This is a genomic window from Pseudogemmobacter sp. TB195 (genome assembly GCF_058313095.1).
Map to the genome: position 1 here is coordinate 18,583 of NZ_JBZEGG010000035.1, position 23,873 is coordinate 42,455.

Here is a 23,873-nt window from a genome sequence, read left to right on the forward strand (position 1 = left end):
GCATGAATGCAGCCTGCGTGGCAGCCTACAGGCCTGCCGCGCAGGATACCCCCGGTAAGGCGGCCTGCCCGTTGATCAGGGGATCGACTGCCCTTCAAGACTGTCACGCAGCGCCCTTTGTGCATTCAGCAGACTGGGCAGATAGCGTTCCACCGCTTCCGAGGTTGAACAGGACGAGCTGAAATAGGTGAAGGCGATAACGCCGACCGGCCGATCCGCCAGCATCACCGGAACGGCCATGCTGCGGGTCGCAGGCATGAAATTCCCCGGGCGCGTGGCATAGCCGCGCGCCCTTGTCTTTTCGATCAGGCTGCGCGCGACCGCTTCGCCCTGCGCCAGCACCTCGCCCGGTTCGGCAAGCGTGGCAAGGACCGACAGGATTTCAGACTGTTCGCGGGGCGAGCAGGCCGACAGATAGGCCAGACCCATGGCCGTTTCCATCAGCGGCACCTCCAGCCCGACCGTGGCATTGTCGATCACCAGCGGTGACTGGCGGCGACTGGTGTGGCGGATCACGATAGAATGGTTGCGGAATGTGCCAAAATTGGTGGGCCAGACGATGGCCTTTTGCAGTCGGTCGACGATAGGCGCCACGATCCCCAGCACCCAGTCCTGATCGCGGAACCCGTCGCTGAGGCTGCGGATCCCGATGTCCAGATGATAGGTGTCGCCCGACGGATGCCGGGCGATCAGACGCTCTTCCACAAGGGCCTCAATGATCCGGTAGACGGCCGGGCGCGAGATGCGGGTCAGGCGGCTGATTTCCGATACGCTGGCCATATCCAGCGCGTTCAGCGCCCGGATGACGGCAATCGTGCGCCGCACCCCTCGCTGGGAATCCCGCGTCTTGTCCTGCGGATCATCGCAGGCCCCTTCCTCGAAAGCCCGGTCGTTCACCTTACATCAATCCCGGCAGCCAGGTTGCAATGGCAGGAAATGCGATCAGCAGGCCGATACGCAGCAGATCGACAAGCACGAAGGGAACCGCACCCACCGCGATCTGCCCCACAGGGATACCCGAAACCCCCCGCACCACAAACAGGTTCAATCCCACAGGCGGCGTGATCAACCCGACTTCGATGATCGTCACGACATAGATGCCAAACCAGATCGGATCGATCCCCAGATGCTGGATCATCGGAAAGACCACAGGCAGCGTCAGCAGGATCAATGCAAGCTCGTCCATGAACATGCCCATCACGATGTAGAACACGCTTAGCACCAGCAGGAAGGTGACAGGGCCGGGATCAAAGGCGGCGATCCAGCTGACCACCACGGTCGGCATGTCCGTGATCTCGAGAAAGGCATTGAACAGGCCCGAGGCGATCAGGATCAGAAAGATGGAGGCTGTAGTGGCAGCGGTTTCCGGCAACCCACCCCACAGCTTGCCCCGTCCGGCGGGCATCACCACGCAGAACACCAGCGCCAGCAGCGCCCCCACGGCCGCGGCCTCGTTGGTGGTGAAGATGCCGGTGTAGATCCCGCCGATCACCAGGGTGAACATCCCCACCACCGGCAGGGCTGCGGCAAGGGTGCGCCGTTTCTCGCCGGCAACGATACGGATCGAGGGCGGCGCCCAGTCGGGGCGCACCCGCACCGCCACAAGGATGGCTGCCATGTAAAGCAGCGTTCCTAGCACGCCGGGCAGCATGGCCGCCACGAAAAGCTGTCCAATCGACTGCTCGGTCAGCAGGGCATAGATGATCAGGATGATCGACGGCGGGATCAGGATCCCCAGGGTGCCGCCCGCGGCAACGGTTGCCGCCGCAAGCCTTATGTCATAGCCGAACCGCTGCATCTGCGGGATGGCCACCCGTGCCATGGTCGCAGTAGTGGCCATGGCAGATCCGCAGATCGCGCCAAAGCCTGCGCAGGCCCCGATTGTGGCCACCGCCAGCCCGCCCCGCATCCCGCCCAGGTAGGCGTTCGCAAGATTGTAGAGCTGCTGGGTCAGCCCCGCCCGGCCCGCAAAGACCCCCATGGCAATGAACAGTGGTACCACCGACAATGTGTAGGATGCGCTGTTCTCGAAAGGCAGCGAGCCCATCAGATAGGTGTAGAGCGCATGATCCCCGACCAGCAGCAGGCCGATCATGCCCACGATGCCCATGGCGATGCCCACCGGAACCCGGATCACGATCAACACGATCACGACGCCAAAGCCGGCAAGGCCCGAAGCGATAGGACTCATTTCTTTTCTTCCTTTGCAATGTCGCAGGCGGTCAGGAACAATAGGCCGTGGCGGATCGCCAGCATCAGTGCCGCCAGCAGCGAGGCTGCCGAGCCGAGCACCATCGGCGCCCAGTACCAGCCGACCGGAATGGCCAGCGTCTGCGAGACATTGCCCAGTGCCGCCTCGATCCTTGCCTGATCAAGCCCGGTCGAGGTGATGCCCCAGAACAGGATCAGCATGATCAGCGCCGAAAGCAGATCGAACAGCGCCACCCAGCGGGCCGACAGCAGCGAGATCGGCCCGTCGATGCGGATATGATGACCTTCGATGATCCCGTAGGGGATCGAGAAATGCGCAACGCAGACAACGGATAGGATCACCAGATCGACGCCGCCGATCACGCCGCGCTGTCCGATGAACCGCAGGCCGATGTCGGCCACGACAATGACGGCGGCGGCGAGTGTGATGACCACGCCCGCCACCGCCAGACCCGCCAGAAGCCGGCGGCTCAGGCGGTAAAGCGCTGCCATCAAGGCAAAGCGCGGCGCGCCCTGGTCCGGGGACGGGCCCGGATGGGCGGCGGGGTCGGGCTGAAGGCCCAATTCCAGCGGGTTCATCCTTCGATCCGCCGCACACTGTCCTGGAACGCGGCATAGGTGGCGCGCGTATCGGGTTGGCCCGCAGCCTCTATTTCGGCAAGCAGCGCCTCGGTCAGCGGCTGCGCCTCTGCGGCCCAGGCAAGGCGTTCAGCATCAGGGACAACGGTGATCTTGTTGCCTGCGGCTTCGGCCGCCTTGATCCCCGGCGCATCCCAGTCGTCCCACCAGCCTTGCCAGCGGTCGAGGAAGGCCGCGCCCGTCGTCTCGTCAATGGCGTGGCGCACCTCTTCGGGCAGGCCGTCAAACTTGGCTTGGTTCATCACGAAGAAGAACCCCGAGGTTGCGGTATCCGCATCGAGATGGAACTTCAGCACCTCGCCCAGACTGTAGGCGGCCACCGCATTGAACGGCATGATGGTGCCGTCGATGGTGCCGCGTTGCAGGCTTTCGTAGATCTCGCTGGCCTGAATGCCGACCGGAACCGCGCCGTAGAATTCCAGAAGCCGGTTCACCATCGGGCTGGGAGAGCGGATCCGCAGACCCTTCAGCTCGGATGGATGGGTGATCTCGCGGTCGCGCGTATGGATCGAGCCGCCGTTCTGCGCATAAAGGGTCAGCACCTTCGCGCCCGTGAATTCCGGGGCCAGATGGTTGGGATAGCTGTCCCACAGTGCCTGCGAGGCCGCGCCCGCGCCGCGCACCAGATAGGGCATCTCGATCAGCCCCGTCAGCGGGAACCGCCCGGCCGGAAAGCCGCGCATGCCCGCCGAGATATCGACGGCCCCGGCAACCACCTGATCATACTGCCGCGCCGCCTGACCAAAAGCGCTGCCCGCGCCATAGATCCGTAGCGAGACCGCACCGTTGGTGCGCGCCGAAAGTTCCTCGCCCCAGGGCTCCAGCCAGTCCTTTACCCAAGGATGCTGCGGGGGCAGGAACAGGCTGGCTGTCAGGTTGTACTGCGTCTGCGCCCGTAGGATCGCGGGCGCTGCAAGCAGCGCGCCCCCTGCTGTGGCGGCACCGCGCAAAAAGCGGCGCCGGCCATGAAACACGGCTTTGTCCATTGTGGTCTCCTCCCTCTTTGACCGCCTCTCCGGTCGGGGGTGACAGTAGGGCTTCCGAAATGCGGGCCTGATTTCAATCTGCATCCTGTCCGGTAGCCGGACAGTTTTTGCTGCAATGCGGCTTTGCTGGTGCAGAAAAATAAGGGGAACGGTCATCCATTCGTCCGGCTAACGGACAGCCATTGGCAAACCTTTGGTCATGCCAGCCACTTCGGCCGATCACTCCGTGCGGTGAACCGCCGCATGGAGGGGAAGAAAGATGCTTGAACTGTATCACGACTGGCGCTCGTTCTGCTCGATCAAGGTCCGGCTGTGCCTGACCGAAAAGGGGCTGGACTGGACCAGCCACTATGTCGACCTGATGAAGCTGGAACACACCCGGCCGGAATATCTGGCGCTGAACCCCAACGGGGTGGTGCCGACGCTGGTGCATGACGGCGTGCCGATCGTCGAATCCACCCTGATCAACGAATACCTCGACGAGGTTTTCCCGCAGATCAGTCTGGTTCCCGCCAACCCGGTGGAACGCGCCCGCATGCGGTTCTGGGTGAAATACGAGGATGACGTGCTGCATCCCGCCATCCGCCCTGCGACCTTCAACATGATGATGGCGCAGGAACTTGCGGTGCTCTCCGATGAAGAGCTTGCCGAACTGATGGGCAAGCACCCCAATCCGCAGCGCGCCCGCGAGTTGCATGATGCAGCGCGCCAGCCGTTCAACGCGACCGCCGTAAGCGAGGCCCGCGCAAAGATGGCCGCGGCCCTGCAGCGCCTTGACCGCCAGCTTGCGCAGTCCGAATGGCTGGCCTGCGACCGCTATACCCTTGCCGATATCGCCGCCGCGCCCTTTATCGACCGGCTGGAAGAGCTGGATTTCGTCGGCCTCTGGACCGAGATGCCCAATGTCCAGCGCTGGATCGCATTGGTGAAGGCGCGCCCCGCCTATCTTGAAGCGATCCCCAAAGTGCGCCAGCGCTTTCAAGCGGCCAAGGTCGCATGATGCAGCGGCTTGCTGGATCGACGGACAGCGCAAACACCATCGTGCTGTCGGCAGAAACGACGCTTATTGTCGGCGGCGGGATCGGTGGGCTTGCGACCGCCGTGGCATTGTCCGATGCGGGCTTTCCGGTCCATCTGCTGGAACGGGCGCCCGAATACTCCGAAGTCGGGGCCGGTCTGCAAATCGGGCCGAACGGGTCGCGTGTGCTCGACCGGCTTGGTGTGCTGGAACAGTTGCAGGCCAAAGCGATCTTTCCCGAAAGGATCGCATTTCACGACATCAACACCGCCGAAGAGATCACGCGCATCGACCTCGGCGCCGGCTTCGTGCGCCAGTTCGGTTACCGCTATCTGGTCATGCACCGCTCTGACCTGCTGGAGGCACTGCTGGCAAAGGCGCGGCAGTCGGAAAATGTGACGCTGGAGAACAACCGGCATGTCACCGATGTCGCCATCGAGGGGGATCTTGCGCGCGTCACCTGCTCTGACGGGGTGACCTATGTCACGCGTCGTCTGGTGGGCGCCGATGGCAATATGTCGGCCGTGCGTCGCGCGGTAACGGGCGAGATGCGGCCACAGGGCACGGGCTATGTCGTCTATCGCGGCACCGTGCCCTCGCAAAGCATGAACACCACCACCCATGGCGACAACATCATCCTTTACGGCGGCGACCGGATCCACCTGATCCAGTATCCGATTCGAGGCGGAGAGCTTTACAATCAGGCCGCGGTATTCCTGTCGGACAGGTACGACCCCTCGCACGAGGATTGGGGTACCCCGGAAGAGCTGGACGCTGCCTTCAGCACCATGGCGCCGCATGTGCGCCAGTCGATCACCGGGGTGAATCGGGGCATCCGCTGGCCGTTGCGCGATGTCGACAGCTTCCGCCCCTGGTGGCGCGGTCCTGTGGTCCTTATGGGCGACGCCGCCCATGCGATGTACCAGTATCTGGCCCAGGGCGCCTGCCAGGCGCTGGAGGATGCGGCGGTTCTGGCCCGCTGCATGACCGATGCAGAGGGCGATCCCGAAACCACATTCGCCGCCTTCGAGGCGCGGCGTCTGCTGCGCACGGCGCGTGTCCAGCTGACCGCCCGCCGCTTCGGCGAGGTGATCCATTCCGGCGGCATCGAATCTGAGGTTCGCGACAGGATCATGCGCGCCCGCAATCCGCAGGACTATTCGGCCGTGGACTGGCTCTACGGCGATCAGAACGACTTTTAAGGAGGATACGACATGAGTGACGCTCTGGCGAAGACACCGCAGTCTTACATCGACACCGTTGAATCTCAGGCGCTTGCCCCGCTGTGGGGCCGTCTGCGCGGGCTGGTTCCGCCTGCACCTGCGCCGCAGGCGGTGGCCCATCTGTGGGATTTCGATGCACTGCGGCCGCATATTCTGGAAGCCGGCCGCCTGGTGACCGCGAAAGAGGCCGAACGCCGTGTGCTGATCCTGGAAAACCCGTCCTTGAAGGGCACCAGCCGCATCGCGGATTCGATATTCGGGGGTTTCCAGATCATCCTTCCGGGCGAAGTTGCCCCCTCGCACCGCCACAGCCAGGCCGCGCTGCGCTTCGTGCTGGACGGCTCGGGCGCCTATACGGCCGTCGGCGGCGAAAAGACCACGATGGAGTTTGGCGATTTCATCGTGACCCCACCCTGGCGCTGGCATGATCACGGCAACCTGTCGGATCAGCCGATGATCTGGTTGGACGGGCTGGATATTCCGATGGTTCGCCTGTTCAACGCCGGTTTCGAAGAGGATCTGGAAACCGAAAGCCAGGCCATCGTGAAGACTGAGGGCGACAGTCTGGCCCGGTTCGGATCCGGCCTTGCCCCGGTGGACGAGGCCTGGGCGCGCAAATCCTCGCCGGTGTTTAACTATCCCTATGTCAAAAGCCGCGCCTCGGTCGAACAGGTCTCACGGACCGGGGCGCCCGACCCCTGCCACGGGTGGCGGCTGCGCTACACCAACCCGATCAACGGCGATTGGGCGATGCCGACGCTGGCGACCTATCTGCGCAAGCTGCCGGCGGGCTTCGTCTCGACCCCGTATCGCTCGACCGAAAGCTCGGTTTTCGTCGTGACCGAAGGGCACGGCCATGTCGAGGTCGCGGGCAAACGCATGGCCTGGAAACCGAAGGACATCTTCGTCGTCCCCGCCTGGACGCCCTTCACACTGGAAGCCGAGACCGACGCGTTCCTGTTCAATTACTCAGACCGCGCGGCGCAGGACAAGCTGGGCTTCTTCATGGAAACGCGGGGCAATGATGCACCTTGCTTCCCCCCCTCGCACTGAGCCGACGAAGGAAAACAGATGCCCGACTACATCTTTGCGCCGCCCTTGCGGCCCAGCTTGCCCCTGCGTGGGCTGTCCGTGGATTTCCCCGTCCGACGCATCTTCTGCGTCGGTCGGAACTATGCCGAACACGTCCGCGAGATGGGGCGCGACCCTGATCGCAGCCCGCCGTTTTTCTTCACCAAACCCGCCGATGCGCTGGTTCAGAACCACGCGACCCTCCCCTATCCGGCGGCCACCACCAATCTGCACCACGAGATCGAGCTTGTGGCGGCCATCGGCACGGCGGGGGCGGACCTAGACCCCGGATCGGCATTGGACCATGTGATGGGCTATGCGGTGGGCAATGACCTGACACGCCGCGATCTTCAGCTTGCAGCCCGGGATGAGGGGCGGCCATGGGACACAGGCAAGGCCTTCGACAGCTCGGCCCCCGTGACCGAGATCCTGCGCGTGGAAGACATCGGTCACCCCGACCGGGGCGCAATCTGGCTGGATGTCGATGGACAGCGCAAGCAGACCGGCGATCTGGCGCAGCTGATCTGGAAGCTGGGCGAGATTGTCGCCGCCTGTTCGCGCCTGTGGCGGCTGGAACCGGGCGATCTGATCATGACAGGCACGCCGGCCGGTATCGGCCCGGTGACGGCCGGTCAGACGATGCGCGGCGGGATCAACGGGTTCCCCGATCTGGTCACCACCATCGGAGCCAGAACATGACGCCGGTCCTTTATGACTTCTTCCGCTCGACCGCGGCCTGGCGGGTGCGGATCGCGCTGCGCCTGAAAGGCGTGGCGCATGACACCAGTGGCGTCTGGATCCGGGGCGAGGCGCATCGCCAGGCTGCCTATCTGGCGACCAATCCGCAAGGATTGGTGCCTGCGCTGGATGTGGGTGGCACCGTCCTGCCCCAGTCCATCGCCATCATGGAATGGCTGGAGGAGACCCATCCTGCCGTGCCGATCCTGCCCGCCGACCCTTTGGCGCGGGCGCAGGTCCGATCCGCCGCACTGCTGATAGCCTGTGATATCCATCCGCTGAACAACCGCCGCGTCCTTCATTACCTGCAAGAGACGTTGGGGCTGGACGAGAAGGCCATCCGCAAATGGGAGGGGAGCTGGGTCGCCGAGGGCTTCCGCGGACTTGAGGCGCAGACGGTGGGAAACCCCGGTCCGTATCTGTTCGGTGAGACCCCCGGAATGGCCGATATCTGTCTGGTTCCGCAGGTCGCCAATGCGGCACGGGCGGGCGTCAGGGTAGCCGACTATCCGCGACTGGCACAGGCCCATGCCGCGATGCTGGCTCTGCCTGCGGTGCAAGAGGCCCACCCCGACCGCCAGCCCGATGCACCGAAGGGCTAGGCCGATGGTGCTGATCTCCAATGCACGGATCGTCGACGCCGTGGCCGAGGCGCTGCAGTATCTGTCTGCCTTCCATCCGGTGGATTACATCCGCCATCTGGCCCAGGCCCACGCGGATGAGCAAAGTCCCGTTGCCCGCGCGGCAATTGAACAGATCCTGACCAACTCGCGCATGGCGGCGCTGGGGCGCCGGGCCCTGTGTCAGGACACCGGCACCGTCAATGCTTGGCTGCAGGTCGGGATGCAGGTGCAGCTGGAGGGCGACAGAAGTCTGCAATCGTTGGTCAACGAAGGCATCCGACGCGCATGGGCGGACGAGAGGAACCCGCTGCGGGCGTCGATGGTGGCCGATCCGTTGTTCGGGCGCCGCAATACCCGCGACAACACGCCGGCGATGCTGACCATCGATCTGGTGCCCGGCGACGGGATCGATATCGGCCTGATGGCCAAGGGCGGCGGGGCCGAGAACAAGAGCCGCTTCATCACGCTGCGACCCTCGGATGATGTGATGGAATGGGTGCTGGCGGAACTGCCAAAGCTGGGGTCGGGCTGGTGTCCGCCGGGGATGCTGGGCATCGGCGTGGGAGGCAGTGCCGACATCGCGATGCGGCTGGCCAAGGAAAGCCTTTACGACCCGCCGGATATGACCACGCTGCGCGAGAGGCCCGCACGCACCCCGGAAGAGGATTTTCGCGTCACGCTGTGCGACCGGGTCAATGCCTTGGGCATCGGGGCACAGGGACTTGGCGGCTTGACCTCGGTTCTGGATGTCAAACTGAGGACGGCGCCGACACATGCCTCGGCGATGCCGGTCGCGCTGATCCCGCAATGTGCGGCAACGCGGATGGTCCGTTTCCGGCTAGATGCGGAGCGGGGCTTCGATCTGGAGCCCCCGCCGATCAGCCTTTGGCCCGACTTCACCGCCCGGGCGGAAGACGGCGCCCGGCGCGTCGATCTGGACCATCTGACCCAAGCCGAGCGTTATAGCTGGAAGGCCGGCGATACCCTGCTTTTGTCGGGCCATATCCTGACCGGCCGCGATGCCGCGCATAAACGGATGGATGCGATGCTTGACCGGGGCGAGGCATTGCCGGTCAGCCTTCAGGGACGGGCCATCTATTACGTCGGCCCCGTCGATGCCGCACCCGGAGAGGTGATCGGACCGGCAGGGCCGACCACCTCTACCCGGATGGACAAATTCACCCCGCGCCTGCTGGCCGAAACCGGCCTTGCGGTGATGATCGGCAAGGCCGAGCGCGGCCCCGAAGTCATCGCCGCCATCGCGCGGCATGGCACCCCTTATCTGATCGCAGTCGGCGGCGCCGCCATTCTGGTGTCCCGAGCGATCCGCGCCGCCCGCATCGTCGCCTTCGAGGATTTGGGGATGGAGGCCATCCACGAATTCCGCGTGCAGGACATGCCCGTCATCGTCGCCGTCGATGCGGAAGGCACCTCACTTCACCAGACCGGCCCCGCCCGTTGGCGCAGGGCCGCCCCCACTTGAGACTTCGGGAAGAACCATGATCGAGCATATCCTGACCATCACCTGTGCGAACGGGCCGGGCCTTGTTGCGCGCATTTCAAGCGCGATCCACCAACTGGGCGGCGACATCCTTGAATCGCAGCAGTTCGACGACACGCAATCCGGGCGCTTCTTCATGCGCCTGTCGTTCCGGGCGCCGGCACACCCCACACTTCTGGCCGATCTGCAGAGTGTGGCAGACAGCATCAGTGCGCAGATCACGCTGCGGCGGGCGGCTTCGGCGCGCAAGGTGGTGATTCTTGTCTCGCGCTTTACCCATTGTCTGGCCGATCTGCTTTACCGTGTCAGGATCGGCGAGCTTAACCTCGACATCGTGGCGGTGCTGTCGAACCATCAGCTGGACGCGAGCGAGCTGGTTGGCATTCCCGCCGACCGCTTCCATCACCTACCCGTCACGGCCGCGACCAAGGCCGCGCAGGAAGCTCAGATCAAGCAGATCGTGACCCGCACGGGGGCCGAACTGGTCATTCTGGCGCGCTACATGCAGATCCTGTCCGATGACCTGTCGGCCTTCCTGTCAGGACGCTGCATCAACATCCACCATTCGTTCCTGCCGGGCTTCAAGGGTGCCAAACCCTATCATCAGGCCTTTGATCTGGGGGTGAAGATGGTGGGCGCCACGGCCCATTTCGTGACCGCCGATCTGGACGAGGGGCCGATCATCGCCCAAGGAGTCGAGCCGGTCAGCCACGCGCATTCGCCCGAAGACATGATCCGCATCGGCCGTGACACGGAACGGCGGGTGCTGGCGGATGCGGTGCATTGCTATCTGGAAGACCGCATTCTGATGAACGGTGCGCGCACCGTCGTCTTCCGGCGCTGAGGGGGTGGCATGAAACTGGTCCCCTCTCTTTCCCCGCAGCAATCTGATCCGCACCGGCTGCGCCGCGGCTTTTCGATCGAGGTGATGCCGCGTACGGCCGCCAAGATCCCCAGCTTTTCGGCGATCCTGCCTGCGGACACGCGCATCTATCTGGCCCATATCGAGGGCACGGGCGCCGAGGACATGGTGGCAACCGCCCGCCGACTGACCGGCGAAGGCTTTACAGTGATGCCGCATCTGCCCGCGCGGATCTTCCACAATCTGGCAGAGGTCGACGGCCTGCTCGCCCGCTACCGGGACGAGGCCGGGATACATGAGGCGCTGGTTCTGGGGGGTGGGCCGGTCACGCCGCGCGGCAGCCTGCATTCCGCGCTTCAGCTGCTGGAAAGCGGCGTCTTCATCAAACATGGCTTCGACCGGCTGCATGTCGCGGGCCACCCCGAGGGCAATGCCGATATCGCGCCCGCAGCACCCGAAGCCTTGGACGATTTTTTGCTGCAAAAGCAGGAATATGCCCGGTCTGCGGGTATCGATATGGCCATCGTGACCCAGTTCGCCTTCGAGGCTGCGCCGGTCCTGGACTGGGCCGCGCGGCTGCGGGAAAGGGGCGTGGAGTTGCCTATCCATATCGGTCTGACCGGGCCGACCAAACTGTCGAGCCTTATCAAATTCGCCATCGCCTGCGGGGTCGGTCCTTCGCTGCGGGTGCTTAAAAAACGCGCCATGGATCTGACCGCGCTGCTGCGCCCGTTCGAGGCGGATGATCTGCTTGCCGCGTTTGTGGATGCGCAAAGCCGTGATCCGCAAGGGTTGATCCGGCACATCCACCTGTTTCCCCTGGGCGGGATCGGGGCCACGGCAGACTGGATGCGTCGGGTGTCGGCGTGACGGCGCGGCTGATTGACGGCAAGGCCACTGCCGCTCGGCTGCGCGCGCAGATTGCCGCGAGGGTTGCGGACTTCCGCACTCATCACGGTCTGGCGCCGGCTCTGGCCGTGGTTCTGGTCGGGGCTGATCCAGCCAGCAGCCTTTATGTCCGCAATAAGGCCCGCCAAAGCACCGAGGTCGGGATCCGCAGTTCCGAACATCACCTGCCAGAGACGACAACCGGGGCCGTGCTGCTGGAACTGATCGGGCGACTGAACGCGGATCCGGCGGTGCATGGCATTCTGGTGCAGCTGCCCCTGCCTGCACAGATCGATGCCCAGCAGATCCTGACGGCGATTGATCCAGCCAAGGATGTCGACGGATTCCACCCGTTGAATGCGGGCCTGCTGGCGACGGGGCAGCAGGCGTTGGTGCCCTGTACGCCGCTTGGCTGCCTGATGCTGCTGCGCGAGGCCCGGTCCAGCCTTGCGGGATGTCATGCCGTGGTGGTCGGGCGGTCGAACATCGTGGGCAAACCGATGGCCCGCCTGTTGTTGGCCGAGGGTTGCACCGTCACCATCGCTCATTCGCGCACCCGCGATCTGCCCCAAGTCTGCCGCAGCGCGGATATTCTGGTGGCTGCGGTCGGGCGGCCGGAACTGATCCGGGGTGACTGGATAAAGCCCGGCGCCACCGTGATCGATGTCGGCATCAACCGGGTCGAGCGCGATGGCAAGCCGCTGTTGCTTGGCGATGTGGCCTTCGCCGCGGCGCGGGACGTGGCCTCTGCGATCACCCCCGTCCCAGGCGGGGTGGGACCGATGACGATTGCCTGCCTTCTGCACAACACCCTGACCGCCGCTCGGGCCGCGATGAATCTGCCCGATCGGCGGTGACGTCACCCGCGAATGGCCAGGACCAGGACAACAACACTGGCCGACATGACTGCAGCCTGCGGCTTCGCGAAGGGGCTACAGGTCTGAAACACTCTGGGAGGAGAAAGAAAATGCGTTGGATTGCAAACCGATGGCCATTGCGCCATCTGCCTGTCGCGATCTGTCTTGGGCTGGCTTGGCAAGCGCCGACTTTGGCGCAAGATCTGGATGTGCTTGATCACCGCATCGCCGCGCTGGAGGCACAAGCTGCCAAACCGGCCGCGATCACCACGCCGACAGGCTTCAAGCTAAGTTTCTACGGGCTGATCAAGGCCGATGCCCTTTACGACGACAGCTATGGGCTTGGGCTGAACACCGCAGGCATCGGCGGGGTGGGGGCCGCCACGCCACAGAAATCGGACAGCCGCGCGCATGCCTTCCAGTCGCGCATCGGCATTCGCGGCACGCAGGACACAGAGAGCGGGACGCTTGCCTTCAACATCGAAGGCGATTTTCTGGGCGGCACGGGCGGTACATTCCGTCTGCGCCACGCCTGGGGTCAACTGGGAGGGGTGCTCGCCGGTCAGACGTGGAGCCTGTTCGTGCCCTTGGGCGAGGTGCCGGCAACGCTTGATCTGAACGGCCCCGCGGGTATGGTAGCCAACCGCGTTGCGCAGTTGCGCTATACCCGCGATCTCGGCGCCACCACGCTTGCGGTTTCGTTGGAGGAGGATCCGGCAAGCTGGGCGGACGGGTTCAATCTGGTGGGCACGTTGGCGCAGAAGTTCGACAAGGGCACCCTGCGGTTGGCGCTCCTGTCCCGCCCGCTGGACAGTGCGTCCACCGGCAGTGCCCGTGGCTGGGCTGTGATGCTCAGCGGCAATGCCAAGTTGTGGGAGGGCGGCTTGGTGCAGCTGGCCTATACCCGAGGTTCGGGGATCTCGTCTCTCATGGCTTACGCCCCCTTTGCGGGTCAACAGGCGGGCACCGGTACACAGACCTTCCACGATCTGGATGCGCTTGGCGGAACCATCGGCATGCAGGCGCTTTCGCTTTCTGCAAGCCAATCGCTTTCGGCCCGGTTTGATCTGGGTGCGGCCGTCGGGTTCAGCCGGTATGACCCCTATGTCGGCCAGGGGTCTAACGGCACTGATGAGATCAGGACACTGCATCTGACGGCGCGCTCCAAGCCCGCGGCGAACACCACCTTCGGTGTTGAATACATCCGTGCAGAACGTGAACAACGCGATGGCGCGCGTTTCGCCAACAATCGTGTCCAGCTGTCGGCGATGTTTGCCTTCTGATCATCACGAGATGCTGCGCCAGCCATTGTCAGGGATGGCGCAGCATTTACTGTGTCATCCATACCAGTAACTGAATGCGATCTTTCGTGAAAACAGCCAGCTTATGGTCGTCTTGACGAAATGGACCCCCTTGGTCTGCGGCCTGTGTTTCAAGCTTGTCTTTACTTGGGAGACGAGCTGGAGTGAACCCCATCGGCTGGACCACGGGAGCCTGAAGAACTGATACGTTGAGCGGGCCTTGATGGGAGAAGGCCATTGAGAATTGACCCATGTGACCCTTCCCCCGCGCGTCGAGCGAGGGGGGGCAACCGAGTGATCCACATGGGACTTTTGAACATCATCCGGAAGCTTCGGCTGCGGCACGGGCTATCGTGTCTTCTGTCGGCTCCAACGCGGCGCAGGTTTTGCTCTCCCTCAGCTGGCGGGTTGCAGTGCTCCGAAACGCGGATCGGCGGCGACCAGCGCCCGGCCCCGTGCCAGCACCTTTGGCTGGATCTGCGGGTTCGCCGTCGCCTCAAGATAAACAAAGCGTAGATCCGTGATCCCGATCGTTGCGAGAACATCGGTCAGATAGACGGTCAGATGGTCGGGCTGGCGCGCAGCTTAACGAGATGCAGAAGCCGGGGCTCCAGCGTCGAACCTTTGAGCGCGGCCTCCACCGCGAACTGAACCGCGCCGGGTTTGCCGGAGGCTCCAACTCCTGAGTAAGGTGGAGCATCATGAGCAAGACAACGAACAAGTTTTCCCCTGAAGTGCGCGCACGAGCGTTTCGGATGGTTCTCGACAACGAAGGGCAGCATGGCTCGCGTTGGCAGTCGGTGATGTCGATTGCGGCGAAGATCCAGACCTTGAATGACTGGGTCAAGAAGGCCGAGATCGACAGCGGCAAACGGCCGGGCGTTTCCAGTGAGATGTCGGATCGCATGAAAGCCCTGGAACGTGAGAACCGGGAACTGCGCCAGGCGAACGAGATCCTGCGCAAGGCGTCAGCGTATTTTGCGATGGCGGAGCTCGACCGCCGGTCGAAGTGATGGTGGGTTTTATTGATGTCCATCGGGGCACGCACGGGGTCGAGCCGATCTGCAGGTTTCTGCCGATTGCCCCGTCCAATGGTCTGTTCAAGGCCGAGGTCATTCACAGGCGCGGGCCATGGCGTAACTTCGAAGCCGTGGAATATGCCACGCTGGAATGGGTCGACTGGTTCAACAACCGCCGCCTGCTCGAGCCAATCGGGAACATCCCGCCAGCAGAGGCAGAGGCGAACTTCTATGCAGCTCTGGAAACTGAAGCCATGGCCGCGTAACTAACCCTAATCGGCCTCCGGCAAACCCGGCGCGGTTCAGATCGTCATTTTGGCATCGGTATTGAAATGTTCCATCAGGATCGGGAAGATCGGGCCACCGACGTTTTCGAACAACGCGTCAATGCCATCGGGCAAAGAATCGCGTAGCTGGTCCGCGAAATTACTCGATTTGTAATCAACTGAAGCATCCAGGCCGAGATCGTTCTTCAGCATGGCAACCTTGGCCGGTCCACCGGCTATTCCCACCACGCGCATACCGCGCAATTTACCCAGTTGAGCGGCGGTTGATCCGACTGCGCCCGCCGCGCCTGTCACAACGAGCGTTCCGCCGGGCTTGAAGTCATGCACCTTGGTCATGCCATACCATGCCGTGAAGCCCGTTAAACCAAGAGGGCCGAGCGCAGTTGAAAGTGGGGCTGCTTTCTCATCAAGCTTGCGAATACCGTTGCCGTTCGAGACAGCGTAATCCTGCCATCCTGACCATGTTTGCACCATGTCGCCAGCCTGGAAATCGGGATGAAAGCTTTCCAGAACTTCTGCCACAGTCGGCCCGCCCATTACTGGTGTTGGGCCTCGGGTAGATCGGCATCACGCGCATCAGGCTCATAAGTCATATGAGCCGCCGGATGCGCTTCTGGTTCACGCCGTCTGCCCCGCTGGAACGGGAAGGAATACCCGTGCAGCACTGGCACTCTGTTCATGCTAAAGAAGCCCCCGGGATCGCTCCGAGGGGCTTGAATGGCCGAGCGGTTTGCTCTGCGCGCGGTCAGATCTGTGTCATGCCGCCATCGGCGACAAGGTCGATGCCGGTGATGAAGCTAGAGTCGCTCGACGCCAGGAATAGAGCGGCCCTAGCCATTTCTTCAGGACGACCGATGCGACCCAGCGGTACACTCGCGATGATCTGCTCCATGAAGCTGTCCACATCTTCCGGCGAAAGGCCGGATGTGGCCATGATCGGCGTGTCGATTGGTCCAGGGCTCAGCGTGTTGACCCGAATACCGCGAGGCGCAAACTCCGCCGCCCAGGTCCGCACGAACGAACGGACCGCCGCTTTGGATGCGGAATAGGGCCCGAAGTTGGGAATGCCCTGGTAGTGGGCGTTCGAGGCGGTCAGTACGATGGAGGCGTCGTCGCTCAGGAGGGGGAGCGCCTTCTGAACCGTGAAGAATGCGCCGCGCGTATTAACGTTGAAGACACGGTCGAAATGGTCGGGCGATGCGGCCGCACCCTCTGGTGCGAGGCCCCCCACGGCGGCATTGGCGAAGATAATATCGATGCGGCCCTTTTCGCGGCGGACGGTGTCGTAAAGCGTGTCGAGGTCATCCATGCTGGCAACGTCGCCCTGCACCGGCGTGACGTTTCGTCCGATTTCCCTGGCGGCCTTGTCCAGTTCCTCCATCCGTCGGCCGGTAATGAAGACATAAGCGCCTTCAGCGACGAACGCCTTGGCTGTGGCAAGACCGATGCCGCTTGAACCGCCCGTGATGACGGCGACTTTATCCTGAAGCTTGTTACTCATGGTTCAGACCTTTTCTAAGTGATGCAACTCGTGAGTGAGGTGCAATTCTGTGACGGCGCTCAGTCCCCGGAATGATCGGCGTTGCGGTATGCCCGGGATTGGGAGCGCCGGATTGGCGGGCACGAACCGACCTGTAGCCGGTCACCCGCTCCGCCGACCTGACATCACCAGCGTTGACGCCCATGGCTGGCAAAAAATCCTCCGGTCGGACCGCGAGAATCCAACAAGGCCATCCTGATCGCAGTGGCCGCGCCTTCCTCCGGCGTCAGGACCCCTGTATTGTCGTCCAATTCGGTCCTGACGTTCCCGGGATCAACGCTGTTCACCTTGACTCCGAACGGTTCGAGCTCCCCGGCGAAAGAGATGGTCACGGCGTTCAGGGCGACTTTCGATGCGCTGTAGTCGAGCAGGTTGACGCTCGAGTAGATCGACGCGGGATCGGTGATCAAGGCAAGCGATCCGAGACCGCTCCCCATCATCACCACGCGGGAGTCTCCCTCCTTCTTCAACAGCGGCGTGAGACTCTGCGTTACCCGGATGGGGCCAAACAGGCTCACCTCGAAGGTCAGCGATGTCCTTCATGGCAAGCCCGCTCGGTGGTGTCCCAGCGTCGACAAGGGTTCCCGCGTTGGTCACCAGCACGTGCAGCGCATCGATCTGGCCCGAAAGCCATGCAGCCGCACGCGTGACGCTCCTGTCACTTGCAACGCCCAGTTCAACCAGGCGGACGTCGTGCCCTGTTTCCCGCAGGCTCTTGACCGCTGCCTCGCCGCGCTGCAGATCCCGCGCCGCCATCCAGACGGTCATGCCTGCCTCGGCGAGTCCCTTCGCGATGGCGAGGCCGATGCCCTTGTTCGCGCCGGTAATCAGCGCCTGCCGCTTCAGGGTCATCTGCCCACCTTCGTCGGCTCGGTGTTCGATCCCATGACGTGGTACCGGAGATCGCCCATAGAGTGAGCCGTGACGGCCCGACGGGCGAAGCGCCATTCCCCGTGCGAGCGTACAAATCTATCAAGGTACTTTCCGATCACGATGGGCTGAAGGGGAAAGCCGTCAAGTTGCTGAGACACGGTGTAATAGCTCGACGACGACGCCTGCTCGCCTGAATTATCGACGTCGATGAGCGTGTTGGTGACCGAGTGCCAGGTGCGAGGTGTGCCATCAGCATGGCGCTGTACCCCTCTGTTCAGAAACGCTTCGATCTCGAAGCGCCCGGCAACGAGTTTCCCGACAACATCAAATTCGGCATACTGGAGAAGCTCCGCAACTTCGCCAAACTTACCCTCGTCGAGGCTGCGTGCGTATCGGGCGATCAACTGTCGAACAGCGCTTTCGGCATCCAGCCGGTAAATCGTTTTCATCCGAGAGTCGGTCATCGCTTCATCCTGGTCGTTCGTGGTGGCCCGAAAGTCATGGCGTATATAGTAATCGCTATATAGTGATTGCTATACACTAAAATCAGGCCGGCACAAGGAGCTTGTAGCAGTCACTATAAAGGTGACCGACCCAGTGTTCCGGTGTAAAGGGTCAGAATGAGCATCAGAGACCAGAAAACAGAGGCGCCGGCTCGCAAACGCCGCGCCGCATTTGATCGCGAGAAGGGCGAGGTGATCGCGCGCGCGCTTTTCCATTCGCGCGGCTATGATGCGGTCAGCATTGCCGATCTCACCGCCGCGCTGAATATCGTGCCGCCCAGCCTGTACGCCGCCTACGGAAGTAAGGCGGAACTGTTCGAACGCGCCATTCGGCACTACGCCGCGGATGAGGCGCTGCCACTCGAAAAGATCCTCGCATCGGACCGACTTCCTGCCGACGTGCTGACTGACCTCCTGATCCAGGCCGCGCGTCACTACACGCGGCACGGGGCGCCGCGTGGTTGCATGATCACCGAAGGAATGCGTGCCAACGATCCGGTTGCACGCGACATGGCCATAGTGTTGTCTGAGCCGGGTTCCGAGATGATCCGGAGCTATGTTGCCGGACACGCGCCCGATCGCACGGACGAGATAACCGGCTACATTCTTTTGACACTAAGGGGCCTCTCGTCCTTCGCCTGCCTCGGATGGGAGCAGGAGAAGCTGGTGGAATGCGCACGGATGGCCGGCAAGTCGCTCGCTCAGGAGTTCGGCTGAGTCGAGCGCACCGTCATAACGGGCGCAGGAAAGCCCCACGCTCCCCGGCCCGGATCATTCGCTCTGGCAGACCGCCTCGATATTGTTGCCATCCGGGTCGAGAACGAATGCCGCATAGTAGCGGGAGTGATAGCGCGTGCGGATACCCGGTGGACCATTGTCTGTCCCGCCATTGGCAAGCGCCACCCTGTGAAACGCATCGACCTGATCATGACTCGCGGCGGTAAAGCCAATGTGGATGGCGCGACCGGGCCCCGCCTCTCCATGGATCCAGATGCTGGGATAGCCGTCACAGCCAAAGCCATAGCGCGCCGTGCCGTGCGCGGTGCGCGCAGGATCGATGCTGACGACCAGCGACAACCCCAACGGCGCAAGAGCGGCGTCATAAAAGCGCCGCGACGCCGCAACGTCAGTAACGCCGATTTCGATGTGATTGATGATGTCCATATCGTCCTCCTTCATGCCGGGTCACATTCATCCCAGCCCTGAGCCAAGTGGAAGGTCAGTGATCTGCGTGCCGGCGATTGTTTCGGCGAAGCCATTGCCGAACAGCCCCGCCGGCGTCTGGAACCCGGCGCAGACCTCGCCGGCCAGCACGCGACGTGCGGCTTCGGTCGCAGCCATCGGTGTAAAGCTGTAGCCGTTCACCGTGTCGAGGATCGAACGCGCGACAGTGCCGCCTGCTGTGGTGATCGCGACCGCAGCCTGGTATCGATTGGCCTCGCGCTCTGACCTGTCCGGGCCGTCTGGCAATGCCGCCAGGTCGCCCTCGGGAAAGGCGCTGCCGGAGACATGCACATAGGTTTCCACGTCTGGAATGCCGGTCGACCGGCCGATCGTGATAATGTCCGGCAGGGTGACGGCAAAGCATGGCACCTTACCATTGCCGAAGTCGAACAGTGCCGTTTCGCCCGACGGGCGCGGCGTCAATCGCCCTCCATGCAGTGTCAGCGTTTCGGTCACGACGTTGCGGCTTGCGCTGATCGCCGACCCCCGCGACATCGAGCCGGCGACATGCAGGGCGACCTCCACCTTGCGCGGGTTTTCCACCCGCGCGGCGGCATGACCGGCAAGGCAGCCCAGCATCGCAACGCTGCCGCCACTGCCGGGGAGTAGCATAACGCCCGCCGCCTTCGCGCCTTCATCCAGCTTTTCCGCCAAATAGTAACTGTCCAGTTCGGCAGCAATATCGAGATAATGCACACGCGACCGGATCGCTGCGCGCATCAGCGGCCCGGCGGTGTCCATATACGGCCCGGCGCAGTTCAGCACCGCCGTCACATCGCTCAGCGCTTCTTCGATGGCGCCGGAAACTGAGAGATCGAATACGCGGCAGCCGGCGTCGAGGCTGTCGCCAAGTTGGACAAGCGAGGCACGGGAGCGCCCGCCGAGAACCAGCGAAATTCCAGCCGCGCGCGCAGCTTCGGCGGCCATACGGCCAGTATAGCCGCTGGCACCGTAGATCATCAGCTTTTGCATGTTCGGTTACTCGAGGTCGGCGTCGATGCGCGTGATGCGGTGGTTGGCGTCGACCGTGAGGTCTAGGATACCGATCTCGTTGCCGAAATCGCCGGTAAAATCGACACGCACGCGTGTGCGATCATCGGTCAAGGTCGAGATGGCGATCAGTTGCGTGACGGTGTGATAGCCGACAAAATACCGCCCAACATAGGTGCGGATGCCGCCATGGCCGTCGAAGCGATGGCCAGTTGACGGATCATCGATCACTGCGTCCGGCGTGAACAGCGCGACGACCGCATCGAGATCGCCGGCATTGGTCGCAGCAATCAGCGAGACTGCGACGTCTCGCAAGGGGTGGTCGGTCATGGCAGCTGCCCTTCGTGTTGCCAGCTCTTGAAAACGAATTCGAGGGAATAGCCGTCAGGATCACAGACCTGCGCGGCGTAATAGCGGGGATCGTAGTGGAGCTGCGGCCCGGGTGGGTGGATTTCGCTTGCCCCGGCCGCCAACGCGGCGGCGTGCGCCGCATCCACCATCGCCGGTGAGGTTGCGACCAGGCCGACATGGACCGCGCCTGGCGCGGCATGGCCCCGTCGCAGCCAGAAGAACATGCGTCCCTTCGCGCCGAAGCCATTCAGGTCGGGATGACCGGACGGGCCATCCTTACCATGGTAATCGAGCCGCGCGGTGATACCGAGGATCGGCAGCACCCGTTCGTAGAAGGCAACCGAACGGTCAGTGTCATTGACTGTCAGAAAGATGTGGTCGAGCATATTTCGTTCCTTAGATCATGTAGCCGCCGGCAACCTCGATATTCTGGGCGTTGACCCAGCGATGATCTTCTGAAAGCGGCCCGGCGATCAGGCAGCCAACATCGTCCGGCTCGCCGACGCGGCCAAGCGCGGTCTGAACAGCGAGCAAGGTATCGAACTCCGGACTCACGCCGCCGCCGAGGCCGGTCCTTATCAGACCCGGCGCGATCGAGTTGGCGCGGATGCGGCGTTCGCCGAACTCTTTCGCCATGTAGCGGGTCAAGACCTCCAGCCCGCCCTTAAACGCGACATAGGGCGCAAAGCCCACTGTTGCCACACGCGTGGTCGCGCTGGCGATATTCAGGACATGACCACCGTCCTCCATCAGCGGGAGCAGCGTCTGAGTAAGAAAGAACGGCCCCTTCAGGTAGACACGGTAAAGGCCGTCAAACGCGTCCTCGTCGACTTCGACCATCGGACGGAAGAGGCCATAACCGGCATTTTTGACGAGGGCGTCGAACCTATCCGTATGCCAGCTTGCCGCCAGCGTCTCGCGGGCGGCATCCCGGAACGCTGGGAAGCGCGCGCTGTCGCTGACATCCAGCTGCAGGACGACCGCCCTGCCACCCTCAGCTTCGATAGCGGACACGACTTTGGCGGCGGCCCCGGGCCTGGTGTTATATGTCACGATGACGCCCATACCGCGCCTCGCGCATTCCGCAGCGGCACTGGCGCCGAGACTGCGGCTGCCGCCGGTGATGATGCGATACTCACGGCGATGCTCCTTCGATCTCGCTGAGAAAGCTCTAGACGCAAGGCGATGTCACCGCTCGTCAAATCCTGCCCGATTCTTGCCTATTCCTGCTCATCGGTTGTCTGGGAGCGCGTTTCGTGGGAGCGATGGGATATGGAAGCTCAACTCACCGAACTGCGTGCGCTGACGGCACGTGCCGAGAACCGCCGGACCGAAACTGGCATTCCACGTGTCGCCATGGTGCAGGGAGTGATCCCCGAACATCAGCTCGCCGCCGTCTACGAGCCAATGGTCAATCTGATCCTGACAGGGTCCAAAACGATGACCGTAGGTGACCGCACGCTGCGTTACGATCCGGCGACTTACTTCGTCATGTCCGTTGACCTCCCCGCGGCGGGTGCCGTCCATCCGTCGGCAAGCGGCGCGCCCTATCTCGCGGTCAGCCTCACGATCCAACCCTCCATGGTCGCCACATTGTTGACGGACATGCCCAGAACTGCTGGCGGCGATCTTTTCAGCCCGGGCTTTTCGGTCGCACCGGTGACGGCGGACCTGCTCGACGCTTGGGTGAGGATGCTGCGCCTGATCAGGCGTCCGCACGAGATCGCCGCGCTCGCGCCCGCCTATGAGCGCGAGATCCTGTTTCGCGTCCTGCAAGGGCCGATGGGCGGGATGCTGCGCGATATTGCCATACCTGATACCGCGCTGTCGAGGATCGGGGTGGTTATTCAATGGATCAGGGAGAATTTCGCGCACCCTATCCGCGTCGAGGTGCTGGCCGAGATGGCCGCACTCAGCGTGTCCGCCTTTCATCGCCACTTCAAGGCGGTGACCGCGCTTAGTCCGTTACAGTACCAGAAGCACGTTCGCCTGCTGCACGCCCGGTCCATGCTGATCGCGGGCAATGGAAACGCAACGGCCGTGGCGTTCCGCGTCGGTTATGAAAGCCCTACGCAATTCAGCCGGGAATATGCGCGCCAATTCGGCCTGCCGCCGTCGCGGGACGCGCTGCGGTTACGCCAATTGTGATCCTTTGGTGGGATTTCAAAGAACCGCCGGCGACACAATGCACTGCAAAAATCAGCTATGGCCCCTTTGACCGCTCTTGCGCGGGAGGCCGGCCGCCGCCGGGCAGTAGCTCGCAGAACAGCCTGATCAAAAGTGGTCACAGGCTTTCCGCGAAACGGGACGTTTACCGCTTGGGAGGGGAATGACTGGGGTGCTCAAAAGCTGTCGCACTGCCGGCTTGGACACGTAAGTACCAGATAACAGCGTGGAATCGGCGGTTCGATTTACCATATGGTGGTGCTCGACGATTGGCAGAGCTGCGGCGCTATCGGGTCATAGAGGGAAATCGCCAGGGCTGGCCGAGAGGGTGGGATTCGAACGATCGATCTGAGGCAAACGTTCTGATGCCCGGTACTCAACCGTTAAGGACTGTCGTGGTCTCTGGGCAGAAATGCCACAGCATCCGTTTGATGCAATTTGTATGAAAAACTGCTTTCTGCTGGTTAACAGCAAGATCCGCCAACTTTGCCGCAAGTTGTTCAAATAACCGTTTTCGCGACGTCGCCGCGTCTGCCATGCCGCGCTGCCGTCAGACCGCTCGCCGCCCTCACGGCGATCTCGCTGCGGTCGGCTCGAAGGACTGCAACGGCAACGTTTCTGCCACAGCCACGCCGCAGCGCCATCAGAAGGCTTTCCGCCCATTTGGACGGCCTGATCTCACGCGATGGAAGGAGGGCTGCGAATGTAACAAAAGTTCCATCCGCAGAGCCGGGGGCATTGTCATTGGCGGTCTCCGCCAGATAGTCAAAGTGACAGATCTTGATCTCGATGTTCAAAGGCATCACGCGGCTCTCCGCTGCAGAAGCGCCAGCTGTGCAGCATCACGCCAGAACGGATCGACCAGGCGGCCTTCGGTCGCGGCCGCCTGTCTGCGCAGACGGTTGGCATCGGCATGTTTGCCCAAATCGGCGAGATGCTGCGCTTCAGCCCGCTGGCGGCAGGCCAGGGTGACCACCGCCCGCGCTTCAGCATCGCTGGCGA

The 23,873-nt window shown here is 63.0% G+C and carries 26 protein-coding genes, 4 pseudogenes and 1 other annotated feature; of the genes and pseudogenes, 14 read left to right on the forward strand and 16 right to left on the reverse strand.

All coding sequences use genetic code 11. From position 1 onward, the window contains the following. Positions 1 to 75: 75 nt before the first annotated feature. The 4 genes from AC4FS3_RS25690 to AC4FS3_RS25705 are packed head-to-tail and all read right to left on the reverse strand — an operon-like array spanning position 76 to position 3,836. Positions 76 to 897, reverse strand: a complete 822-nt coding sequence (locus tag AC4FS3_RS25690; RefSeq protein WP_491022871.1) for an IclR family transcriptional regulator domain-containing protein — start codon at positions 895 to 897, stop codon at positions 76 to 78. A gap of 1 nt (position 898) precedes the next feature. Further along, positions 899 to 2,191: a TRAP transporter large permease gene (locus AC4FS3_RS25695; RefSeq protein WP_491022872.1), complete on the reverse strand. Its 1,293-nt coding sequence runs from the start codon at positions 2,189 to 2,191 to the stop codon at positions 899 to 901. Beyond that, the gene (locus tag AC4FS3_RS25700) at positions 2,188 to 2,790 is read right to left on the reverse strand and encodes a TRAP transporter small permease (protein ID WP_491022873.1); all 603 of its coding nucleotides are present in this window, start codon (positions 2,788 to 2,790) and stop codon (positions 2,188 to 2,190) included. The genes AC4FS3_RS25695 and AC4FS3_RS25700 overlap by 4 nt, the downstream gene beginning before the upstream one ends. Then, positions 2,787 to 3,836, reverse strand: a complete 1,050-nt coding sequence (locus tag AC4FS3_RS25705) for a TRAP transporter substrate-binding protein (protein WP_491022874.1) — start codon at positions 3,834 to 3,836, stop codon at positions 2,787 to 2,789. Before AC4FS3_RS25705 ends, AC4FS3_RS25700 begins: the two co-directional genes overlap by 4 nt. A 259-nt stretch (positions 3,837 to 4,095) precedes the next feature. Here AC4FS3_RS25705 and AC4FS3_RS25710 point away from each other — a divergent pair, with 259 nt between their 5' ends. The 12 genes and pseudogenes from AC4FS3_RS25710 to AC4FS3_RS25765 form a co-directional block, all read left to right on the forward strand. Further along, a complete protein-coding gene (locus AC4FS3_RS25710; RefSeq protein WP_491022875.1) occupies positions 4,096 to 4,836 on the forward strand; it encodes a glutathione S-transferase family protein in 741 nt (246 codons plus the stop codon). Continuing rightward, positions 4,836 to 6,056, forward strand: coding sequence for an FAD-dependent monooxygenase (locus AC4FS3_RS25715; RefSeq protein WP_491022876.1), 1,221 nt, complete (start codon positions 4,836 to 4,838; stop codon positions 6,054 to 6,056). The genes AC4FS3_RS25710 and AC4FS3_RS25715 overlap by 1 nt, the downstream gene beginning before the upstream one ends. 12 nt (positions 6,057 to 6,068) lie before the next feature. Next, complete coding sequence (gene gtdA / locus AC4FS3_RS25720; RefSeq protein WP_491022877.1) at positions 6,069 to 7,130, forward strand: gentisate 1,2-dioxygenase; 1,062 nt, start codon at positions 6,069 to 6,071, stop codon at positions 7,128 to 7,130. 18 nt (positions 7,131 to 7,148) lie between these two features. Continuing rightward, positions 7,149 to 7,847: a fumarylacetoacetate hydrolase family protein gene (locus AC4FS3_RS25725; protein WP_491022878.1), complete on the forward strand. Its 699-nt coding sequence runs from the start codon at positions 7,149 to 7,151 to the stop codon at positions 7,845 to 7,847. Next, the gene (maiA, locus tag AC4FS3_RS25730; protein ID WP_491022879.1) at positions 7,844 to 8,488 is read left to right on the forward strand and encodes a maleylacetoacetate isomerase; all 645 of its coding nucleotides are present in this window, start codon (positions 7,844 to 7,846) and stop codon (positions 8,486 to 8,488) included. The genes AC4FS3_RS25725 and maiA overlap by 4 nt, the downstream gene beginning before the upstream one ends. Before the next feature lie 4 nt (positions 8,489 to 8,492). After that, complete coding sequence (locus AC4FS3_RS25735) at positions 8,493 to 9,992, forward strand: fumarate hydratase (RefSeq protein ID WP_491022880.1); 1,500 nt, start codon at positions 8,493 to 8,495, stop codon at positions 9,990 to 9,992. A 16-nt stretch (positions 9,993 to 10,008) separates the two neighbouring features. Next, positions 10,009 to 10,854: a formyltetrahydrofolate deformylase gene (gene purU / locus AC4FS3_RS25740; RefSeq protein ID WP_491022881.1), complete on the forward strand. Its 846-nt coding sequence runs from the start codon at positions 10,009 to 10,011 to the stop codon at positions 10,852 to 10,854. Between the two features lie 9 nt (positions 10,855 to 10,863). Further along, a complete protein-coding gene (locus tag AC4FS3_RS25745; RefSeq protein ID WP_491022882.1) occupies positions 10,864 to 11,742 on the forward strand; it encodes a methylenetetrahydrofolate reductase in 879 nt (292 codons plus the stop codon). Then, on the forward strand, positions 11,739 to 12,617 hold the full coding sequence (gene folD / locus AC4FS3_RS25750) for a bifunctional methylenetetrahydrofolate dehydrogenase/methenyltetrahydrofolate cyclohydrolase FolD (protein WP_491022883.1): 879 nt from the start codon (positions 11,739 to 11,741) through the stop codon (positions 12,615 to 12,617). The genes AC4FS3_RS25745 and folD overlap by 4 nt, the downstream gene beginning before the upstream one ends. 110 nt (positions 12,618 to 12,727) lie before the next feature. Beyond that, positions 12,728 to 13,900, forward strand: a complete 1,173-nt coding sequence (locus AC4FS3_RS25755; protein WP_491022884.1) for a DcaP family trimeric outer membrane transporter — start codon at positions 12,728 to 12,730, stop codon at positions 13,898 to 13,900. A 719-nt stretch (positions 13,901 to 14,619) separates the two neighbouring features. Continuing rightward, positions 14,620 to 15,008 (forward strand): annotated as a pseudogene (locus AC4FS3_RS25760) (transposase); the annotation flags it as partial. After that, positions 14,889 to 15,005, forward strand: a sequence feature (AL1L pseudoknot). Its footprint overlaps the pseudogene before it by 117 nt. Next, a pseudogene (locus AC4FS3_RS25765) lies at positions 15,009 to 15,203 on the forward strand (IS3 family transposase); the annotation flags it as partial. Positions 15,204 to 15,239: 36 nt separating this feature from the next. Here AC4FS3_RS25765 and AC4FS3_RS25770 read toward each other — a convergent pair. The 5 genes and pseudogenes from AC4FS3_RS25770 to AC4FS3_RS25790 all read right to left on the reverse strand — a co-directional run bounded on the left by AC4FS3_RS25770 (position 15,240) and on the right by AC4FS3_RS25790 (position 18,101). Further along, positions 15,240 to 15,761, reverse strand: coding sequence for a zinc-binding dehydrogenase (locus AC4FS3_RS25770; RefSeq protein ID WP_491022885.1), 522 nt, complete (start codon positions 15,759 to 15,761; stop codon positions 15,240 to 15,242). A gap of 208 nt (positions 15,762 to 15,969) precedes the next feature. Then, positions 15,970 to 16,725: an SDR family NAD(P)-dependent oxidoreductase gene (locus tag AC4FS3_RS25775; protein WP_491022886.1), complete on the reverse strand. Its 756-nt coding sequence runs from the start codon at positions 16,723 to 16,725 to the stop codon at positions 15,970 to 15,972. Between the two features lie 164 nt (positions 16,726 to 16,889). After that, entirely contained in the window at positions 16,890 to 17,282 is a 393-nt protein-coding gene (locus AC4FS3_RS25780) for an SDR family NAD(P)-dependent oxidoreductase (RefSeq protein WP_491022887.1), read from the reverse strand. A 64-nt stretch (positions 17,283 to 17,346) separates the two neighbouring features. Then, positions 17,347 to 17,712, reverse strand: a pseudogene (locus tag AC4FS3_RS25785) (SDR family NAD(P)-dependent oxidoreductase); the annotation flags it as partial. Continuing rightward, positions 17,613 to 18,101, reverse strand: a complete 489-nt coding sequence (locus AC4FS3_RS25790) for a nuclear transport factor 2 family protein (protein ID WP_491022888.1) — start codon at positions 18,099 to 18,101, stop codon at positions 17,613 to 17,615. The pseudogene AC4FS3_RS25785 and the gene AC4FS3_RS25790, both read right to left, overlap by 100 nt. A 156-nt stretch (positions 18,102 to 18,257) precedes the next feature. On the opposite strand from AC4FS3_RS25790, the gene AC4FS3_RS25795 reads away from it, so the two are divergent. Further along, entirely contained in the window at positions 18,258 to 18,857 is a 600-nt protein-coding gene (locus AC4FS3_RS25795) for a TetR/AcrR family transcriptional regulator (protein WP_491022889.1), read from the forward strand. A 54-nt stretch (positions 18,858 to 18,911) separates the two neighbouring features. Here the strand turns inward: AC4FS3_RS25795 and AC4FS3_RS25800 are convergent, their stop codons facing one another. From AC4FS3_RS25800 to AC4FS3_RS25820, 5 genes are read right to left on the reverse strand one after another with little or no spacing between them, the layout of a single operon-like run. Continuing rightward, the gene (locus AC4FS3_RS25800) at positions 18,912 to 19,304 is read right to left on the reverse strand and encodes a VOC family protein (RefSeq protein ID WP_491022890.1); all 393 of its coding nucleotides are present in this window, start codon (positions 19,302 to 19,304) and stop codon (positions 18,912 to 18,914) included. 27 nt (positions 19,305 to 19,331) lie between these two features. Beyond that, the gene (locus AC4FS3_RS25805; protein ID WP_491022891.1) at positions 19,332 to 20,336 is read right to left on the reverse strand and encodes a saccharopine dehydrogenase family protein; all 1,005 of its coding nucleotides are present in this window, start codon (positions 20,334 to 20,336) and stop codon (positions 19,332 to 19,334) included. A gap of 6 nt (positions 20,337 to 20,342) precedes the next feature. After that, a complete protein-coding gene (locus AC4FS3_RS25810) occupies positions 20,343 to 20,684 on the reverse strand; it encodes a YybH family protein (protein WP_491022892.1) in 342 nt (113 codons plus the stop codon). Then, on the reverse strand, positions 20,681 to 21,091 hold the full coding sequence (locus AC4FS3_RS25815; protein ID WP_491022893.1) for a VOC family protein: 411 nt from the start codon (positions 21,089 to 21,091) through the stop codon (positions 20,681 to 20,683). Before AC4FS3_RS25815 ends, AC4FS3_RS25810 begins: the two co-directional genes overlap by 4 nt. A gap of 10 nt (positions 21,092 to 21,101) precedes the next feature. Next, a complete protein-coding gene (locus AC4FS3_RS25820) occupies positions 21,102 to 21,833 on the reverse strand; it encodes an SDR family NAD(P)-dependent oxidoreductase (protein WP_491022896.1) in 732 nt (243 codons plus the stop codon). Between the two features lie 144 nt (positions 21,834 to 21,977). Between AC4FS3_RS25820 and AC4FS3_RS25825 the strand changes: the two genes are divergently transcribed. Next, positions 21,978 to 22,853, forward strand: a complete 876-nt coding sequence (locus AC4FS3_RS25825) for an AraC family transcriptional regulator (RefSeq protein WP_491022894.1) — start codon at positions 21,978 to 21,980, stop codon at positions 22,851 to 22,853. 518 nt (positions 22,854 to 23,371) lie between these two features. On the opposite strand, the gene AC4FS3_RS25830 is transcribed toward AC4FS3_RS25825, so the two are convergent. After that, complete coding sequence (locus tag AC4FS3_RS25830; protein ID WP_491022895.1) at positions 23,372 to 23,668, reverse strand: hypothetical protein; 297 nt, start codon at positions 23,666 to 23,668, stop codon at positions 23,372 to 23,374. A gap of 5 nt (positions 23,669 to 23,673) precedes the next feature. After that, a pseudogene (locus tag AC4FS3_RS25835) lies at positions 23,674 to 23,873 on the reverse strand (hypothetical protein); the annotation flags it as partial.